General features: G+C 70.8%; 16 protein-coding genes. 10 read left to right on the top strand and 6 right to left on the bottom strand.

What is annotated here, in order from left to right; all coding sequences use genetic code 11:
* Positions 1-118 precede the first annotated feature (118 nt).
* Complete coding sequence (locus ON41_RS20860) at positions 119-715, top strand: Rv2732c family membrane protein (protein WP_040749467.1); 597 nt, start codon at positions 119-121, stop codon at positions 713-715.
* A gap of 10 nt (positions 716-725) precedes the next feature.
* On the opposite strand, the gene ON41_RS20855 is transcribed toward ON41_RS20860, so the two are convergent.
* The gene (locus ON41_RS20855) at positions 726-2,198 is read right to left on the bottom strand and encodes a DUF349 domain-containing protein (RefSeq protein ID WP_040749392.1); all 1,473 of its coding nucleotides are present in this window, start codon (positions 2,196-2,198) and stop codon (positions 726-728) included.
* Between the two features lie 453 nt (positions 2,199-2,651).
* Between ON41_RS20855 and ON41_RS20850 the strand changes: the two genes are divergently transcribed.
* From ON41_RS20850 to ON41_RS20820, 7 genes are all read left to right on the top strand, one after another.
* A complete protein-coding gene (locus ON41_RS20850; protein ID WP_040749466.1) occupies positions 2,652-3,452 on the top strand; it encodes a class III extradiol ring-cleavage dioxygenase family protein in 801 nt (266 codons plus the stop codon).
* Entirely contained in the window at positions 3,422-4,387 is a 966-nt protein-coding gene (miaA, locus tag ON41_RS20845; RefSeq protein ID WP_373281355.1) for a tRNA (adenosine(37)-N6)-dimethylallyltransferase MiaA, read from the top strand. The genes ON41_RS20850 and miaA overlap by 31 nt, the downstream gene beginning before the upstream one ends.
* On the top strand, positions 4,384-5,214 hold the full coding sequence (locus ON41_RS20840; protein WP_040749391.1) for a TrmH family RNA methyltransferase: 831 nt from the start codon (positions 4,384-4,386) through the stop codon (positions 5,212-5,214). The genes miaA and ON41_RS20840 overlap by 4 nt, the downstream gene beginning before the upstream one ends.
* Positions 5,215-5,261: 47 nt before the next feature.
* Positions 5,262-6,173, top strand: coding sequence for a diaminopimelate epimerase (gene dapF, locus ON41_RS20835; protein WP_174411341.1), 912 nt, complete (start codon positions 5,262-5,264; stop codon positions 6,171-6,173).
* A 79-nt stretch (positions 6,174-6,252) separates the two neighbouring features.
* Entirely contained in the window at positions 6,253-7,743 is a 1,491-nt protein-coding gene (gene hflX / locus ON41_RS20830) for a GTPase HflX (protein ID WP_040749390.1), read from the top strand.
* 84 nt (positions 7,744-7,827) lie between these two features.
* Complete coding sequence (locus ON41_RS20825) at positions 7,828-8,697, top strand: lysophospholipid acyltransferase family protein (RefSeq protein WP_246460831.1); 870 nt, start codon at positions 7,828-7,830, stop codon at positions 8,695-8,697.
* A 159-nt stretch (positions 8,698-8,856) separates the two neighbouring features.
* The gene (locus ON41_RS20820; protein ID WP_040749463.1) at positions 8,857-10,002 is read left to right on the top strand and encodes an acyl-CoA dehydrogenase family protein; all 1,146 of its coding nucleotides are present in this window, start codon (positions 8,857-8,859) and stop codon (positions 10,000-10,002) included.
* 24 nt (positions 10,003-10,026) lie between these two features.
* Here ON41_RS20820 and ON41_RS20815 read toward each other — a convergent pair whose 3' ends face one another.
* From ON41_RS20815 to ON41_RS20795, 5 genes are all read right to left on the bottom strand, one after another.
* Positions 10,027-11,445 (bottom strand): cytochrome P450, encoded by a 1,419-nt coding sequence (locus ON41_RS20815; RefSeq protein ID WP_083905505.1) that lies wholly within the window; start codon positions 11,443-11,445, stop codon positions 10,027-10,029.
* The gene (locus ON41_RS20810) at positions 11,442-12,659 is read right to left on the bottom strand and encodes an MAB_1171c family putative transporter (protein ID WP_040749388.1); all 1,218 of its coding nucleotides are present in this window, start codon (positions 12,657-12,659) and stop codon (positions 11,442-11,444) included. The genes ON41_RS20815 and ON41_RS20810 overlap by 4 nt, the downstream gene beginning before the upstream one ends.
* Positions 12,656-13,141, bottom strand: coding sequence for a hypothetical protein (locus ON41_RS20805; RefSeq protein WP_040749387.1), 486 nt, complete (start codon positions 13,139-13,141; stop codon positions 12,656-12,658). Before ON41_RS20805 ends, ON41_RS20810 begins: the two co-directional genes overlap by 4 nt.
* A complete protein-coding gene (locus tag ON41_RS20800; RefSeq protein ID WP_246461023.1) occupies positions 13,141-13,551 on the bottom strand; it encodes a helix-turn-helix domain-containing protein in 411 nt (136 codons plus the stop codon). Before ON41_RS20800 ends, ON41_RS20805 begins: the two co-directional genes overlap by 1 nt.
* A gap of 248 nt (positions 13,552-13,799) precedes the next feature.
* Positions 13,800-14,423, bottom strand: a complete 624-nt coding sequence (locus ON41_RS20795) for an NAD(P)-dependent oxidoreductase (RefSeq protein ID WP_040749386.1) — start codon at positions 14,421-14,423, stop codon at positions 13,800-13,802.
* 239 nt (positions 14,424-14,662) lie between these two features.
* Here ON41_RS20795 and ON41_RS20790 point away from each other — a divergent pair, with 239 nt between their 5' ends.
* Both ON41_RS20790 and lpqS read left to right on the top strand, forming a co-directional pair.
* Positions 14,663-16,213: an acyl-CoA carboxylase subunit beta gene (locus ON41_RS20790; protein ID WP_040749385.1), complete on the top strand. Its 1,551-nt coding sequence runs from the start codon at positions 14,663-14,665 to the stop codon at positions 16,211-16,213.
* A 74-nt stretch (positions 16,214-16,287) separates the two neighbouring features.
* A complete protein-coding gene (gene lpqS / locus ON41_RS20785) occupies positions 16,288-16,716 on the top strand; it encodes a putative copper homeostasis (lipo)protein LpqS (protein ID WP_040749384.1) in 429 nt (142 codons plus the stop codon).
* Positions 16,717-16,868: the final 152 nt, after the last annotated feature.

The raw sequence follows: 16,868 nt of genomic DNA, 5'->3' as shown, positions 1-16,868 counted from the left end.
ACCGGTGGTTGATCGGGACGAGGACGGGGCTCGGCGGGACGACGCGGACGCCGAGGATACGACAGCCGGTAGTATTTCGGCCGAGAGCGACTCCGCCTCCGAGCCGAACGAGGAGCCTATGAATCCGTCCGAGACCAAGGTGTTCGAGCAGTTCCGCGACGATCTCGAGGCCGTCGAACGCAAGATCGCGGGCGAGATCGATCCGGGGACGCGGGCCATGGTCGTGGCGGTGTCGGTCTTCGTGCTGCTGCTGTCACTGGTGCTGCCGCACGCGGGGGCCGCGCGCGGCCTCGACGTGCTGATGTACGACGCGACCGCGCGGGCCGAGCACATCGGGCTGCCGTCGCGGGTCTTCGAATGGTTCGTGGTGCTCTTCGGGATCGGGTTCTCGTTGCTGGCGCTGGTCACGCGGCGCTGGGTGCTGGCCTGGGTCGCGGTGGCGGGTTCGGCCATCGGCAGCGTCTTCGGCGTGCTGTCGATCTGGCACCGCCAGACCCCCGGCCTGGGCAACTACGAGGGCGCCGGCCCGGGCATCGGCCTGATCCTGGCCGCCCTCGCGATCATCGTGCTGACCTTCCACTGGATCAAGGTCGTGTGGAGCCGCACGACCCTGCACTTGGAGGCCGAGGAACAACGCCGCCTCGCCGCCGCCGAGCAGGAGAAGCGCGAGCGCACCTGGCTCCTGGGGGATAAGGACACGAAGGACGAGGAGTAGCGACTCCCTCTCAGCGCCTGCTGACCGCGCCCTCGGCCGCGTCGGCCCACTCTCTCCATTGCTTGGCCTGTTCCATGGCTTTTTCCGCGTCGCGGGTGCGGCCGGCGGCGCGGGCCTTGGCGGCCTGCTCCTCGAATTGCGCGACCCGCTCGCGGAACTGGGCGGCGCGGGCCATGGCCTCGGGGTCGGTGCGCCGCCATTGCGCGTCGACCGCCTCGCGCACGCGCCGCTCGATCGCGCGCAGCTTGCCCTCCAGCTCCTGGATGCGCTCGCGCGGCACCTTGCCGATGGCGTCCCACTTCTCCTGCAGTTCGCGCAGCGCGGCGCGGGCGTTGTCCAGCGCGGTCGAGTCGGGGTCCAGCTGGGCGGGGATTCGCTCCTCGTAGCTGCGGAGCAGATCCTCCTTCGCGGTCGCGTTGTGCTCGAATTCGGCGTCCCGCTCGGAGGCGGCGGCATTGCGGGCGGCGAAGAAGACGTCTTGGGCGCTCTTGAACCGCCGCCACAGCTGCTCGTCGGCCTCGCGTGGGGCGCGGCCCGCGGACTTCCACTCGGTCAGCAGTTCACGGAAGACCGCGGCGGTGCCGCCCCAGTCGGTGGAGTCGGACAGCTCCTCGGCCCGCACGCAGAGTTCCTCCTTGTGGGCCTTGGCCGATGCCCGCTCCCGATCGAGCTCGGCGAAGTGCGCCCCGCGGCGGCGATTGAACGACTCGCGCGCCTTGGAGAACCGCCGCCACAGCGCGTCGTCGACCTTGCGGTCCACGCCGCGGATGGTCTTCCACTCGTCGAGGATCTCGCGCAGGCGGTCGCCCGCGGCCTTCCACTGGGTGGAGTCGGTGGCGATCTGCTCGGCCTCCGCGCAGAGCGTCTCCTTGCGCTCGGTCTGCTCGTGGCGGGTCCGCTCCTTCTCCTCCTTGGCGTGGGCGGCCGCCTCGTCGGAGTGTTCGATGATGGCCTGCAGACGCCGGGCCAGGCCGTCGATATCGCCGATCACCGCGGCGGTCGGCAACGTTTCGGCAAGCGCGAGGGCGGCCGTCTTGGTCTTGCGGGCGTCGGTGCCGGCGGCCAGCCGGGCCTCCAGCAGGGCGACCTCGGTGGCCAGATCGTCGAACCGGCGCCCGAAGTGGGCCAGGCCCTCGGCGGCGTCGCCTGCCTGCCAGGAACCGATCTCGCGCTCACCGTCGGCGGTCTTCACCCAGGCCGTGCCGTCGTCGTCGACGCGGCCCCATTCGCTCGGATCGCTCACCGTCGGCACCACGACCGGGTGCGGATGCTCCTGGGCGGGCCCGGGAGCGGGTTTGACCGCGTGCGGCTTGGGGGATTCCGGTTTACGCGAACCCGGCTTGGGACCGCCGGGACGGCCCGGCTTGGGGCCGGGTTTGGCGACATCGGCAGGCGTGGGCCGCGGCGCGACGGAGTCGCCGGACCGCTGCGCCGTGCCGGTGTCCGGGTGGGTAGCCTTCTCGGTTCCGCTGTTGTCGCTCATAGCTCCTCGTCCCTGCCGCGCGTCACGGCTGCCTGGTTACGCCCTAGCTCATCCCATTCAACCAGGCAGCCGACGGATTCGCCGTGTCTTGTGGACGGTGGCGCGACTCGAGCGGTTGCTGCGGGCCGCCGGCCGCGTTACGGTATGTGGCTTCGCCCGCTCGCGGACGCCTCACCCGCCCGTGCCGAGGCCCCGGCGGTGACGGCGGAAGGGCTGGGGACCAGCCGTTTTCCGTCCGGTCCGGCTGCGGGCGGTCTTTTCCGGCCGCCGTACCCGCCGACCCCCTGCCCGAAGCCGCCGCCGGTAGCTGGTCGATCTTGCCGGGCGTCGCTCGCCGTGGACACGCGGCCCGCCCGGACCCGGATGCGGCCACCGGCGGCACGCAATCGTCGCGCGAACGGTCTCGGGTGGCTGCCGCGCCGCGGCGCGGGACCCGGTCGCTACGGTGGACGCGTGCTCCGCGTCGCCGTGCTGATCCCGTCGCCCCCCGTGCTGGTTCCCGAGTTGTGCGGGGGCACGCCGGTGGCCGATGCCGAGCATCCGGCCGCCCAGGTCCCGGGCCTACGAGAGGCTGTGCTGACGGCGGGACGGACGCTGGCGGCGTCCGCGTCCCGGTGGACCGTCGTCGGAACGGGCGAAACGGACGCCACTTTCGGCCCGAACACCGCCGGCACCTTCCGCGGCTACGGCGTGGACGTCCGGGTCGCGCTGTCGCCGAGTGCTCCCGAGGCCGCTGATCCCGTGCTCGCGCTGTCGCCGAGTGCCCCCGCGACCGCCGATCCCGAACTGCCGCTGGCGGCGCTGCTCGGGGGGTGGCTGCGTGGGCAGGTGGCGCCGGACGTGGTGGCCGAGGCACGGATTCTCGATGGGCGGGCCGCGCCGGGGCGGTGTGCGGAGGTGGGGGCGGCGCTGCGGCGGGACCTCGATGCGAGTTCGGTGGATCACGGTGTGCTCGTGGTCGCGGACGGCGCGGCCACGTTGTCGACCCGGGCGCCGGGCTATCTCGATCCTCGGGCCGAGGGCGTGCAGGAGGAGATCGATCGGGCGCTGGCGGCGGGCGATCGCGACGCGCTGGCCGCCCTGGACCCGCTGCTGTGCGCGGAGCTCGAGGTGTCCGGCCGCGCGGCCTTCCAGGCGCTGGCCGGTCTGTTCGGCGCGGACGCCACCGGACCCGGCGTCGAAACCCTGTATCGCGCAGCGCCTTTCGGTGTCGGCTACCAGGTGTGCGTCTGGCGGCCCGGGGCGGCGTCGTGACCGTCCCGGTCGCCGTCGTCGGTCCCACGGCCACCGGCAAATCCGACCTGGCCCTCGAGCTGGCCCAGCGCCTCGACGGCGAGATCGTGAACATCGACGCCATGCAGCTGTACCGCGGCATGGATATCGGCACCGCGAAACTGCCCCCGGACCAGCGGCGCGGCATCCCGCACCACCAGCTCGACGTCCTCGAGGTGACCGCGACCGCGACGGTTGCCGCCTACCAGACCGCGGCCGCCGCGGATGTCACGGCGATCCTGGCACGCGGCCGCACACCGGTGATCGTCGGCGGGTCGATGATGTACGTGCAGGCGCTGCTGGACGGCTGGGAGTTCCCGGCCACCGACCCGCGGGTGCGGGCGAAGTGGGAGGCCGTGCTGGCCGCCGGCGGCGTCGAGGTGGTGCACGCGGCGCTGCGCGACGCCGACCCGGTCGCGGCCGCCACCATCCTGCCCACCGACGGCCGCCGGATGGTGCGCGCGCTGGAGGTCGTGGAGCTGACCGGCCGCCCGTTCGCCGCATCACAGCCGCGCATCGGCGAACCACGCTGGGGCACAATCATTCTCGGTGTCGATCGCGAGACCGCCGACCTCGACGCCCGGATCGAGGAGCGGACGGCCACGATGTTCCGCGACGGGCTCGTCGACGAGGTGCGCGGACTGCTCGGCCGCGGCCTGCGCGAGGGCCAGACCGCTCGGCGCGCACTCGGCTACGCACAAGTCCTCGCGTACCTCGACGACGAATACGACCTGAACCAGGCGCGGGAACGCACGCTCATCGGCACCCGGCGCTACGTCCGGCGGCAGCGCTCGTGGTTCCGCCGCGACCCGCGCGTCCGCTGGCTCGACGGCGCCGACCCCGGCCTGGTGACCTCCGCGCTGGACCGGATGCCGTCCGGCGCACCCCGCGACGACGAGGAACGAACCCGGCAGTGACCACCCGCAACGCCGCGGTCCAGGAATGGCAGGCGTACCTCACCAACCGGGCCAAACGCACCCGCGACGGCCGTTTCCTGATCCACGGCGCCGAGCCGATCACCCGGGCCGTCGCGCACGACTGGCCGCTGGAAACGCTGCTCTACCGCCTGGGCGGCCCGGAACTGCCGCCCTGGGCGCGCGAGCTGATCGACGCCGGCGCGGTGCCGAGTATGGGGCTGGTCCCCGAACTGATGGCCGAACTCGCCGAAACACGCATGGGGACAACGGAACTGGTCGCGGTCGCGAAATGCCGCGACCTCGCGCTGGACGACTTCGCCCCCGGGTCGCCGGGCGAGGCGCCGGTCGTGTTGGCCGTGGAACGACCCGCCTCCGCGCTCCGGCTCGGCGGCCTGATCCGCACGGCCCACGCGTTCGGCGCGGCCGCGGTCGTGATCAGCGGGTCCGGCGTCGACCACTACGACCCGCAGTGCGTGCGGGCCTCCGCCGGGGCGCTGTTCGCGCTGCCGGTGTTCCGCGTCCCAGGGATCGCCGCCCTCCGCGGACTGCGCGACCGTCAGGCGGAGCGTGGCATTCCCACGCAGGTCGTCGGCATCGTGGACGCCGAGGCGGCAGTGAGCGGGGCCGTTCCGGTGGACGCGCACGCCCTCACGACCGCGACGATCGTGGTGATCGGCGACGCGGCGGACCTCGGCGCGAACTGGCCCGGGGCCTGCGACGCGGTGGTGCGGGTCCCGGCCGCCGGAACGCTGCCGGCCCCCTGTACGGCCGCGATCGCGCTGTACGAAATCTTCCGCCAGCGCGGGGCGTTGCAGGAGGCGGACTGAGCACGTCGGGCGCGGTCCGCGGCGGCGCGCGTGTGAGGATGGTGACGATGAGCGAGCAGAGCGAGAACGCGGCCGGTATCGAGTTCACCAAGGGCCACGGCACCCAGAACGACTTCGTCGTCCTGCCCGATCCGGACGCCACGCTGAACCTGTCCGCCGAGCGGGTGACGGCGCTGTGCGACCGGCGGCGCGGCATCGGCGCCGACGGCGTGCTGCGGGTGGCGCGCGCCGGCGCGCTCGCCGCGACGGGAGTGCTCGGCGAGCTGCCGCCGGGCGTCGCCGCCGACGACTGGTTCATGGACTACCGCAACGCCGACGGGTCGATCGCCGAGATGTGCGGCAACGGGGTGCGAGTGTTCGCGCACTACCTGGTCGCGACCGGCATGGACAAGCGCGAGGAGTTCGTCGTCGGCAGCCGCGCGGGCGCCCGCCCGGTGACCGTGCATGCCGCCGGCCCGGTGCACGGCGAGGTCACGGTGACGATGGGATCGGTGCGGCAGCTGGGCGAGTCCACAGCGACCATCGGCGGCGACGCGCTGCCCGGACTCGGCATCGATGTCGGCAATCCGCACCTGGCCTGCGTCGATCCGCGCCTGACCCCCGACGCGCTGGCGGCGCTGGATCTCAGCGTCCCGCCCGGCTTCGACCCGGAGATGTTCCCGCAGGGCGTGAACGTCGAGATCCTCACCGCGCTGGGTTCCGGCGGCGCGGTGGATATGCGCGTCTACGAGCGCGGTGTCGGCGAAACCCGTTCCTGCGGAACGGGAACCGTCGCCGCGGCGGCCGCCGCGCTGGTGCGGGCGGGGTTCGATCCGGACACCGAGAGCGGACAGGTCCGGGTGCGCATCCCCGGCGGCGAGGTCACGGTGGGCATCGAGCGGGGCGAGGCCTGGCTGCGCGGGCCGTCGGTGCTCCTGGCGTCGGGACGGCTGGCCGGTTCCTGGTGGTACGACGCCTGAACCCGGTCCGCGTCGCCGCGGGTGTCCCCGGAATAACTCGCGTGCGCCCGTACGTTGAGTCGTGGGATCATGGAGGCGTATGAGAAAAGTAGAGACTTTCGAGTTCACCCCTATCGAGGAACTCGACGACGACACCGGTGACACCCGCGACGGCTGGGCTCCGGAGCCGACCGTCGGCGAGCTACAGCTCGACGAGCGCAGTTCGCTGCGCCGCGTCGCCGGGCTGTCCACCGAACTCGAGGATGTCACCGAGGTCGAGTACCGGCAGCTGCGCCTGGAACGCGTCGTGCTGGTCGGCGTCTGGACCGGTGGCACCACGGCGCAGGCCGAGGCCAGCATGGCCGAACTCGCCGCACTCGCGGAGACCGCGGGCTCGCAGGTGCTGGACGCGCTGATCCAGCGCCGCGACAAGCCGGATCCGGCCACCTACATCGGTTCGGGCAAGGCCGACGAGCTGCGCGCCGTCGTCCTCGAGACCGGCGCCGACACCGTTATCTGCGACGGCGAGCTGACCCCCGCCCAGCTGACCGCGCTGGAGCGGGTAGTCAAGGTCAAGGTCATCGACCGCACCGCGCTGATCCTGGACATCTTCGCCCAGCACGCCACCTCCCGCGAGGGTAAGGCGCAGGTATCGCTGGCGCAGATGGAGTACATGGTGCCGCGGCTGCGCGGCTGGGGCGAGTCGATGTCCCGCCAGGCCGGTGGTCGCGCCGGCGGCAGCGGCGGCGGCGTGGGCACCCGTGGCCCCGGTGAAACCAAGATCGAGACCGATCGCCGCCGGATCCGCGAGCGCATGGCCAAGCTGCGCCGCGAGATCAAGGAGATGAAGACCGCCCGCGACACCAAGCGCGCCCGGCGCACCGCCAGCGGCGTGCCCGCGGTCGCGATCGTCGGCTACACCAACGCCGGTAAGTCCAGCCTGATGAACTCGCTCACCGGCGCGGGCATCCTGGTCCAGGACGCCCTGTTCGCCACCCTGGACCCGACCACCCGCCGCGCGGCGCTGGAGGACGGGCGCGAGGTGGTGTTCACCGACACCGTCGGCTTCGTCCGGCACCTGCCCACCCAGCTCGTCGAGGCATTCCGCTCGACGCTCGAGGAGGTCACCGGCGCCGATCTGCTGCTGCACGTGGTCGACGGCTCCGACCCGCTGCCCGCCGAGCAGATCAAGGCCGTGCGCGAGGTCGTCACCGACGTGCTGCGCGAGTCCCAGGCGACGGCGCCCCCGGAACTGCTGGTGGTGAACAAGATCGACGCGCTGGATCCGTCCGAGCTGTCGCATCTGCGCGCCCAGCTGCCGCAGGCCGTCTTCGTCTCCGCCCGCACCGGACAGGGGCTCACGGATCTGCGCGACCGGCTGGCGCAGTTGCTCGGCGCGCTGGATGTCGAGGTGAGCGTGCTGCTGCCGTACACCCGCGGCGACCTGCTCGCCCGGATCCACGCCGACGGCCGCATTCTCGAGTCCGACCACGAGGAGGGCGGCACCCGGATCCGGGCGCGCGTGCCCTCGGCGCTCGCGGCCGTGCTGACGGAGTACGCGCACGCGGGCAGCGCGGGCCTGCCGGGCTGAGCGGCGTTCGTCACGTCGGCCGTGCCCCGCGACCGTTTTCGTTACGATTCAGATAACGAGAACGAGTTGCAGGGAGGGTTCTTCTTGTCTGAAAGCCATTCCGCCCCGAGAGGTCTCGGCGGCGTGCTGTCGGATGGCGCACCACTGCGAATGTCGCTGCGGGACAGCGACATTCGCGCCTTCGACGCATTGACCGCGCCGATGCGGGCATGGACCAGCCCGGTCTTCCACGGATTCGGCAACATTCCCGAGGACGGCCCGGTACTGCTGGTCGGCAACCATAATTTCCTCGGCATCGACACCCCGCTGCTGTGGCCGGAGATCGCGCGCAGCCGGGGCCGGCTCATCCGCGGGCTGGCCGAGAACGTCCTCATCACCGTCCCCGGGGTGCGGCACGCGCTGCATCGCATCGGGTGTGTTCGCGGCAGCCGCGCAAACTGCCGCGCACTGCTCGATCAGGGGGAGATGGTGCTGGTGTTCCCGGGCGGCGGCCGGGAGGCGGTGCGCCGCAAGGGCGAGAAGTACGTGCTGAAGTGGGAGGGCCGCACCGGGTTCGCGCGGATGGCGATCGAGACCGGCGCCCCGATCGTGCCGATCGCGATGGTCGGCGCGGACGACGCCTTCGACATCCACTTCGACGGGCAGGACGCGGCCATGCGGCCGGTGCGCGCGCTGGTGCAGGCGCTCGGCATGAAGGCGAATCTCACGCCGCCGTTCGTGACGGGCTTCGGGCCGACGTGGATCCCGAAGCCGGAGCGGTTCTACTACTCGGCCGGCGCCGCCATCGAGACCACGCCCTGGGCCGACGCGGAGGACCTCGACGCCGCGGCCGAGGAATTGCAGGTGGTGGTGCGCAAGGCCCTCGAGGAGGAGCTGACGTTCCTGTTCGCCGAGCGCGACCGAGATCGGGGACGCACCCTCTGGGGCCGCGCTCGCGGGGCGCTGGGGCTGTAGCCAGGTTTACCGGGGTTCGGGTCGCCAACGTCATCGACCTTCCGGCAGGCTATGCAGTTGGAACCCTTTTTCTCGGGTTCGAAGTGAACGACGATTCGACTTCCGGGTACCGTGTGGGGGAGAGGCGACGACGCCGAAGTGGTCACTAGGAGGTTGGCGGTGCAACGCACGCTATTCGAACCCGAACACGATCTGTTCCGGGAGTCGTATCGGAAGTTTCTCGCCCAGCACGTGGCGCCGAACCACGCGAAGTGGGAGGAGCAGGGCGCTGTCGACCGCGAGGTCTGGCTGGAGGCCGGTAAGCAGGGATTCCTCGGCATGGCGGTGCCGGAGGAGTTCGGCGGCGGGGGCGTACAGGATTTCCGCTACAACGCGGTGCTCACCGAGGAGACCACCCGCGGCCAGTATTCGGGCCTGGGCTTCTCGCTGCACAACGATGTGATCGCGCCGTATCTGCTGGAGCTGGCGAACGACGAGCAGAAGCAGCGCTGGCTGCCCGGCTTCTGCGCCGGTGAGATCATCACCGCGATCGCGATGACCGAACCGGGCACCGGCTCGGATCTACAGGGCATCAAAACGCGCGCGGTCAAGGACGGCGACGACTGGATCCTCAACGGCGCCAAGACATTCATCACCAACGGCATCAACTCCGATATCGTGATCGTGGTCGCCCAGACCGATCCCGAGAAGGGCGCGCTGGGCTTCTCGCTGCTGGTGGTCGAGCGCGGCATGCCCGGTTTCGAGCGCGGCCGCAACCTCGACAAGATCGGCCTGAAGGCGCAGGACACCGCGGAACTCAGCTTCACCGATGTGCGCGTGCCCGGGAAGAACCTGCTCGGCACCGAGGGCCAGGGCTTCATCCACCTCATGCAGAACCTGCCGCAGGAGCGGATGTCGATCGCGGTCATGGCCGCGGCCGCCATGGAGGGCTGCCTGGACATGACCATCCAGTACGTGCGCGACCGCAAGGCGTTCGGCAAGCCCATCGGCGCCCAGCAGAACACCCGCTTCGTGATGGCCGAACTGGCCACCAAGACCACGGCCGTGCGGGTGCTGGTCGACCGCTTCATCGAACAGCTGAACGCGGGCACCCTGACCGCCGAGGACGCCGCCATGGCCAAGTGGTGGAGCACCGAGGAACAGCTCGACCTCATCAGCAAATGCCTGCAACTGCACGGCGGCTACGGCTACATGCGCGAATACCCGATCGCCAAGGCGTACATGGACGCTCGCGTCCAGACCATCTACGGCGGCACCACCGAGATCATGAAGGAAATCATCGGCCGCAGCCTGAAACTCGCCTGACCCCTGCCGATTCCAGCACTGTCTTCAGGGCTTGCGGGGGTGGAGGCGGAGGCGGAGGCCGGAGGGCTTGAGGGTGAGGGTTTCCCGGACGTCGAGGTGGTAGGACGGGTCGGGTTCCAGGTCGAATTGGTGGAGGATCGCGGCGAGGGCGATCGTGATCTCGTGGTGGGCGAACTGGCGGCCGATGCAGGCGCGGGGGCCGGTGCCGAACGGTTTGTAGATGTGCGGGCCGAGGGTGCGGCGGGTGTCGGGGAGGAAGCGGTCGGGGTTGAACTCGTCCGCGTCCGGGCCCCAGGCGGGGTCGCGGTGCGCGGCGAGCAGCAGCACCAGGACCCAGTCCTTCTGCCGGAACCGGTAGCGGCCGTCGCACAGGGTGGTGTCCTGCCGGGCGCGGCGGAAGTAGCCGGGGCCGGTCGGCCACAGCCGGAGCGTCTCGTCCACGACGCGCCGCAGGGCGCGCAGCTTGCCGACATCGTCGAAGCCGATGGCCGGGAACTCCGGTGTGGGCCAGCGCTGGTCGAGTTCGGCGCGGACCTCCTCGGCGAACCGGGGATGGGCGGCGAGGTAGTGCAGCGCGAAAGCGATGATGTTCGCCGAGGTTTCGCTCCCGGCGATGAGGAATGTCAGGATCTGATGCCGGATGTTGGTGTCGTCCAGGCTTTCTCCCGATTCGGGGTCGACCCCGCCGAGCATGAGGTCGAGCATGTCGCGCTGTTCGTCGTGCGGCTGCGCCCGTCTCGCGCCGATGAGGTCGTCGACGACGGACCGGGCGGTGGCCAGATCCTGCCGGTGCCGGCGCCGGTCGCCGCGCCGGAAGGTCCGCTCGAACCAGGGCATGACATCGGTGCGCCGGTTGGCGTAGGTGAGTTCCCGCACCATCGCCGCGACGAAGGGATTCGTGTCCGCGCCCGAGAGGGCGTCGAAGGACTGGGAGAATCCGGCGCGGGAGATGATCTCGAAGGTCAGGGCGTTGGTCGCCGCGGGAATATCCACCCACGTCGACGGCGACTGCGCCGCCCACCGATCGGTCAGCTCCCGCACCGTGGCCGTGATGGTGGAGTGGTAGGTGGTCATCGCCGCCTTGCTGAAGGCGGGGACGAGGATGTTGTGCGCCGTGGCCCAGTTCGGTTCCCGGTTGAAGGCGGTGAACAGGCCGTCCCCGGCGAGCGGCCGCAGCTTCATCAGCGAGTGCCCGATGTGCTTCTCCCACACCGCCTCGTTGTTGACCTCGGCCACCGCCCGCGTCCCGGTGACGATGACGGCCGGATACCCGAACAGCTTCTGCTCGAAGACCGGGCCCAGCGTGCGCGCCTGCCGCGCCAGCCGCTGGCACGGCTTGGCGAAGTCGGTGGTCAGGACGTCGCCGAGCAGCGGAACCCGCCACGGCGGGCGGGGCATCCGCTCCGGGCGGGCGTCGGTCGGCGCTACCTGGGTGGAGGTCATGGTGTCGTCCCTCGTGTTTCGTGCGGGTGGGCGATGTCGGCGGGGGTGGGGTCGCCGCCGGTGTGGCGTTGGGCCGCGGGCCACCAGCGTGCCAGACGGAGCAACTCGCCGACCTCGGTATCCAGATCGGCCGACGGCGACGGCCGGATGTCGGCGGCATTCTCGGGGCAGTCGCCCGCGACCGCCCGCATCGCGTGGCCGAGTTGTAGGGCCAGCGCGGCGCTTTCGGCGTCTCGGTCCGGAACGCGTTCGGCGGCAACGAATGCCGCGAGTTCGGCGGGCGGCGTCGGGCGGCAGTAGGGATGCAGCCGCAGGATGGCGTCGCGGATCTCGACGGTGGTCCGGTGCAGCCGCAGCGTCGTGGCCCGGCGGCGGGACGGGTCCTCGTCCAGGGGCAGCCGGCTGTCGGGGAACCGGGTCGTCAGCGCCAGCCACAGCGGGCGCAGCCGCCGCCATCGCCTGCTGGTGGCGTCCAGTCCGAGGTACTCGATCGCGGCCTTCGCGGGCGGCGCGGCGCAGATGACGGCGATGATCGTCGCGATGCCGAAGAAGTTCTTCGAATGCGTCGCCAGCCGGTACTGCACCGAATCGACCAGATCCAGCGCCTGCAGCACGGCGAGAGCCAGCGCGATCGCGGTGGCCACGCCGATGGCGGCGCCCGCGGCGGCGATCCCCGCGAGCACCAGTTTCTCGGCCGCGGTCACATCGGGCTGCCGGTACTCGAGCGCGCAACGCCGGATCATCAGATAGGCCAGGTACATCGGCAGCACGGAGAACGCGATCCACACCAGCACGCCGTCCCAGCCTCCGGTGACCTCGGTCGGCAGCCCGGCGCGGCGCGCCCGCGCGCCCGCGATCAGGACGACCGCCGACAGCGCGGCCCCGACGCCGAAGTAGAGATACCGCCGGCGGCGCACCGCCTGCGGATCGACGCCCGACAGCAGGGCGATCACGCACAGGAACGGCGGGATCGACAGCACGATCGTGCACAGCGACAGCTGCTGGACGTCGGTGACCGACAGCGGCGACCCGGCGGCGATCGCGCGTTCCACGGCCGCCTCGCGCAGCAGCTGGGTCAGGGTGATCATCGTCAGCGTGGCATTGAGATACCGCTCCGCGGCGCTGGTCCGGAACCACGCCCACCGGACGGCCACGATCAGCATCGTCGCGACGAGGATCGGCCAGGCGAGGGTCTCGGGGACGGTGGAGGTCACTGCTGCCGGAACAGGACGTTGCGCAGATTCTGCGGGGGCCGGGGCGCAGCGGCCGTCATGACCATCGTGGCGAACAGTTCGGCCTCGCGCTCGAGCCGGTTGCCGTAGCCGGAGCGTCCGAGCACGGTGCGCACGGTGGCCGGATCGAGATCGGGCAGCGCGTGCCGCAGCATCGGATCGGCCTCGCTGGCGTCCGGACCGGACCGGTCGTGCCCCAGGACCATATGGCCGAGTTCGTGGCAGACGATCTGATCCCGGTGGTACTCCGATGTCGCGCCCTCGTGGATGATCACGTCGTCGTGCTCGCGCACCAGCCACAGCCCGCACGGGCTGTCGAGGACGCCGGTCAGCGGCGCGGCGATCAGGGTGATCGGGCGACCGCGCAGCGCGGCGACGGCGTCCACGAATCGGCGCCGATCCCAGGGCTGCGGAATCGGAAGATCGGTGAGTACCTTCCGGATCTGTCCGGCCGATGTCCCCATCACCCTCCGTTCGCTGATCCGTCCCTCGGTGCCGGTGGTTGCTCGTCCGCCGCCACCGGGGGGAGATTCTCCAGTTCCCGGGCGCGGTCGACGATCGCCGCGATGCTGGCCAGCGTGCGCGGCGTCAGGCCCGACGCGCGCAACGCGAGGTTACGCACGCCGGCATCCTTCATAGCCTGAAGCAGGCCCAATTGCGACTCGACGGCCTCGTCCGCGCCGCCGTCGACCAGATACGACGCCGGGACGCCGAAGTACTGTGCGATGGCTTGCAGATGCTGCACGGTGGGATTGGACTTGAGCCCGGTGCGGAGCTGCCACAGATAGGCGGCGCTGATCGAGGTTCCGGTGGACCGCGTGATCGCTTCCGCCGCAGCGGCATTCGACAGCGGCTGCGCGGAGGCCGCCCGCATCACCTCGAACAGCCGGTCGAGTTTTGCGGCCAGTTCCGTGCGGGGCTGATCGGCGCCTCCGGGCCCTGCCTGCGCGTCGTCCACGACCCCTCCGTCTGCCCAGTGGCGATCTTGACAACAGTACATCACGATCCGATTGACATATACCAGCGTGCATGGCACTCTCGCCGTGCGTCTACGTCGGTATATGTGGGCGATGCCGGTGTGCACTGGCACGAAGGGGGTGTCAGTGCACACCGCCGTGCCGGTCAGTGCGAGATCCCCGGAGCCTGCCGCAGGTAGGTCGTGTCCTTCACCTGCTCGACCACGAAGGCGGCGATGTCCGCGCGGGCGATCTTCAGGCTCAGTCCCGGCTCCGCGGCGCCGAATCCGCGGCGGTAGCTGCCGGTGGCGGGGCCGTCGGTGAAGGCGCTGGGCCGCACGATCGTCCAGTCCAGGTCGCTGGCCCGCACGTACTCCTCCTGCCGGACATGGTCGGCGTAGGCCGCGCGCAGCAGCAGGCCGAACATCAGGTACTTCCAGACGAAGTTCAGGTTCCCGCGGCTGTCGCCGACGCCGAGGGTGGACTGGCAGACCAGGCGCCGCACCCCCGTGCGCCCTATGGCCTCGATGACGATGCGGGTGCCCTCGGCGCGCACCCCGCCCTTGCGCCCGGCGCCGAGCGCGACCACCACGGCGTCCTGACCGGACACTGCCCGGTCGACGGCGACGGGGTCGAGGACATCACCCTCGACGATGCGCAAGCGCTCGTGCGTCGTGGTGACCCGCTGCGCGTCGCGGGCGAAGGCCGTGACCTCGTACCCCTGTGCGAGCGCCTGCTCGACGACCCGGCTGCCGATACTGCCGGTGGCACCGAAAACTGCGATTTTCATGGCTTCTACCTCGGATTTCGTGTGTCGATCTGGTGGAATCCAGTACACCGAAACCGGCTGCGGCGAACCATCGTTCACCGTCTCGCGGACATAAGCGAGCGTGCTCGCCCGTCATGGCGGCGGCCAAGCGGAAACCGGCCGCCGCTGTGATCTCTCCACAAGTTCGCTGGCCATACGCTGCCGAACGACCCCCACCCCCTATCGTCCCCGCTGGTACGCGAGGCGAAGGATCGGTGGAGATGGCTGGCACGCAGGAGAAGCTGGCGGAACTGCGGGACATCCTGGAGGTGGCCGCGGAACCGGCCGGCGAGGCCGGGATCGAGAAGCGGAAGAAGAAGGGCATCCCCAGTGCCCGCGAGCGCGTGGACATCCTGCTCGACCGCGGCACGTTCGTCGAGATGGGCGGGCTCATGCGCCAGCCTGCGAAATCCGATGCGATGTACGGCGACGGGGTGGTCACCGGCCGCGGAACCATCGACGGACGGCCCGTGGTGGTCATCGCCCATGATCAGACCGTCTTCGGCGGGTCGGTCGGGGAGATGTTCGGCCGCAAGGTCGCCCGCGCGTTGCAGTTCGCGTTCGAGAAGGCCTGCCCGGTGGTCTCGATCAACGACTCCGGCGGCGCCCGCATCCAGGACGCGGTGACATCGATGGCCTGGTTCGGGCATATGAGCCGCAATCAGGAGCGCCTGTCGGGCTTCGTGCCGCAGGTCTCGATCATGCTCGGCAAGTGCGCGGCCGGTTCGGTGTACGGGCCGGTGAACACCGATGTGCTCGTCGCCACCGAATCCTCCTACATGTTCGTCACCGGCCCCGAGGTGATCAAGGCGGTGACCGGCGAGGACGTCTCGATGGAGGAACTCGGCGGCGCGCACAGCCAGGCGCGCAACGGCACCGTCCACCACGTGACGGCCACCGAGGGCGAGGCATTCGACTGGGCCCGACGGTATCTCAGCTTTCTGCCGTCGAGCTGCCGGGAGCTGCCGCCGGTCGTCAACCCGGGGCTCGAACCGGACATCACCGCCTCCGACCTGGAGCTGAATTCGATCATTCCCGACTCCGACCGGGCCGGGTACGACATGCACGACATCCTGCTGCGGATCTTCGACGACGGCGACTTCCTCGAGATCCGCGCCGAGACCGCGGCGAATCTGATCACCGGATTCACCCGGGTGGACGGCCGCAGCGTGGGCGTGGTCGCCAATCAGCCGCTGGTGCTCGGCGGGGCCGTGGACGCCCGATGTTCGGACAAGGCAACGCATTTCATCCGGCTGTGCAATGCCTTCGGGCTGCCGCTGATCTTCGTGGTGGATACCCCCGGGGTGCTGCCGGGGGTGGAGGAGGAGCGCAACGGCGTCATCGTCCGCGGGGGCCGGGTCTTCCGGGCGATCATCGAGGCGACGGTGCCGATCGTCAATCTGGTGGTGCGCAAATCCTACGGCGGCGCTTACGGATTCATGGCCTGTAAGCAGCTCGGCGCGGATATCAGCCTGGCCTGGCCCACGGCCCGCATCGCGGTGATCGGCGCGGAGAGCGCGGTCGACATCGTCGGCAGGCGGCAGCTCGAGCGGGTGCCCGAGGATCAGCGAAACGCGGTGCGGGACGCCATGATCGACCAGTACAACACCACCGTGGCCACGCCGTGGATCGCCGCCGAGCGCGGCTACATCGATGCGGTGATCGAACCGGCGCGCACCCGCCTGGAAATCCGGCAGGCCCTGCGTCTGCTGCGCGAGAAGGAGGCGACCATCCCGCCCAATCCGCGCAAGCACAGCCTGTATCCGATGTGATCCCGCTCGCCGTTCGTCAATACCATTGGGGGGTATGGTAGAAAGATCGGGTGGCTGCCGAACACTCTACGCGCATGGTGCGAGTGAGCGCTCGCGCCCGGTCGCGGTTCGCCGGCCCCCTGCTGCTCCTCGTCGCGGTCCTGGCGCTGGTCGTGCCGCTGGTGAACTGTTCGGCGGCGACCGCCGCCACGCACGAGCACACCACGATTCCCACCCGGATCGCCGCGCCCGCGGACGGCGGTGCGGCGCTGTGGCATTGCGTGCGCCATCCCGCCGACACCGGCTGCCTGAACCACCTCGGCCACTGCGTGCCCGACACCGTCCTGCCCGGCGACCGTGACAAGGCGGCGCCGCGGGCGGTGGCCACGCTCGCCCTCGCTGTCCTCAGGCCCGCCGCGGTCTCCGCGCCGCCGGTGGAGCGCCCGCGAGGCCCGCCCGCGTCCCGCGTCCCCGCCGTCAGTGGCCGGGACGTGTTGACCCACCTCTGTATCGCCCGACGCTGATCGGTCAGCGCCAGGCCGACACCGCCATGGTGTCGGCCGGTGTCCGCTGCCCGCATGCGTCCGAGATCCGTTCCCGGCGGGACGGATTCGATACAGAAAGCGACAGTCATGGACGAACTCGTAGTCGACGAGCGCCGACCGCACACCCTGGT

The sequence above is a fragment of the Nocardia transvalensis NBRC 15921 genome, from assembly GCF_000308875.1.
Classification (GTDB): domain Bacteria; phylum Actinomycetota; class Actinomycetes; order Mycobacteriales; family Mycobacteriaceae; genus Nocardia; species Nocardia transvalensis.
Note: the sequence above shows the minus strand (reverse complement) of the source record. Positions and strands in the feature narration are given on the sequence as shown.

What these genes read in the sequence shown, in the direction of transcription:
- ON41_RS20860 (WP_040749467.1), top strand. Translation starts at nt 119, where the DNA reads ATGAATCCGTCCGAGACCAAGGTGTTCGAGCAGTTCCGCGACGATCTC.
- ON41_RS20855 (WP_040749392.1), bottom strand. Translation starts at nt 2,198, where the DNA reads ATGAGCGACAACAGCGGAACCGAGAAGGCTACCCACCCGGACACCGGC.
- dapF (WP_174411341.1), top strand. Translation starts at nt 5,262, where the DNA reads ATGAGCGAGCAGAGCGAGAACGCGGCCGGTATCGAGTTCACCAAGGGC.
- hflX (WP_040749390.1), top strand. Translation starts at nt 6,253, where the DNA reads ATGAGAAAAGTAGAGACTTTCGAGTTCACCCCTATCGAGGAACTCGAC.
- ON41_RS20815 (WP_083905505.1), bottom strand. Translation starts at nt 11,445, where the DNA reads ATGACCTCCACCCAGGTAGCGCCGACCGACGCCCGCCCGGAGCGGATG.
- ON41_RS20805 (WP_040749387.1), bottom strand. Translation starts at nt 13,141, where the DNA reads ATGGGGACATCGGCCGGACAGATCCGGAAGGTACTCACCGATCTTCCG.
- ON41_RS20800 (WP_246461023.1), bottom strand. Translation starts at nt 13,551, where the DNA reads ATGCGGGCGGCCTCCGCGCAGCCGCTGTCGAATGCCGCTGCGGCGGAA.
- ON41_RS20795 (WP_040749386.1), bottom strand. Translation starts at nt 14,423, where the DNA reads ATGAAAATCGCAGTTTTCGGTGCCACCGGCAGTATCGGCAGCCGGGTC.
- ON41_RS20790 (WP_040749385.1), top strand. Translation starts at nt 14,663, where the DNA reads ATGGCTGGCACGCAGGAGAAGCTGGCGGAACTGCGGGACATCCTGGAG.
- lpqS (WP_040749384.1), top strand. Translation starts at nt 16,288, where the DNA reads ATGGTGCGAGTGAGCGCTCGCGCCCGGTCGCGGTTCGCCGGCCCCCTG.